Below are 792 nucleotides of genomic sequence, written 5' to 3' on the forward strand. Positions count from 1 at the left end.
TTCGCGCTCCGCTCGGCGGTGACACCACCGCCGAGCGGAGCGCGAACGCCTCCGTGGCGGACCTCTCCGCGCCCAGCGCCGTACCCACCTCGGCATCACCCTCGCCGTCCGCCTCGAAGTCCGAGAAGCCGAAGAAGCCGAAGAAGAAGGCCACCAGGAGCCCGAGTCCGAGCCCGACGAGGAAGAGCACGCCGACGCCGCGCCCGACCACCCCGCAGGCCCCGGTGCGCACCACCGCGCCCGCGCCGGCCGGTGACACCGTCAGCCAGGTCATCGCGCTGGTCAACAAGGAGCGCGCGAGCGCCGGTTGCTCCGCGCTGACGGCGGATCCCCAGCTCCAGCAGGCGGCGCAGGCGCACTCCGACGACATGGCCGCGCGGAACTTCTTCGACCACGTCAACCCGGACGGCGTGGACCCCGGGCAGCGCATCACCGCCGCGGGTTACCGGTGGTCGACGTACGGCGAGAACATAGCCATGGGCCAGCAGACCCCGGCCTCCGTGATGGACTCCTGGATGCACAGCTCCGGGCACCGCGCCAACATCCTCAACTGCGCCTTCAAGAACATCGGCGTCGGCGTGCACAAGGGCGCGGGCGGCCCCTGGTGGACGCAGGACTTCGGCGCGAAGATGTGACCCGGCCCGGCTGACACCCCCTGGGCGGGGGGACCGCCCAGGGTGTCAACTCGACGCGTCGGCAAGGACGTTGGGCAGCTGGTCGCGGGTGCGGATCGGTGCGGCGGCCAGTCAACTCGCCTCGCTGTACGGCCCGTTCACGGGCACCCCGCCCGCC

At 72.2% G+C, this 792-nt stretch carries 1 protein-coding gene; it reads left to right on the forward strand.

The genetic code is table 11. The features are described from left to right. Nucleotides 1-635, forward strand: a 635-nt coding sequence (locus CCN72_RS31745; RefSeq protein WP_143664262.1) for a CAP domain-containing protein, incomplete at its 5' end; no start/stop codon positions are given. Nucleotides 636-792: the final 157 nt, after the last annotated feature.

The organism is Streptomyces murinus (assembly GCF_002154555.1).
In the GTDB taxonomy this organism is placed as follows: Bacteria; Actinomycetota; Actinomycetes; order Streptomycetales; family Streptomycetaceae; genus Streptomyces; species Streptomyces murinus.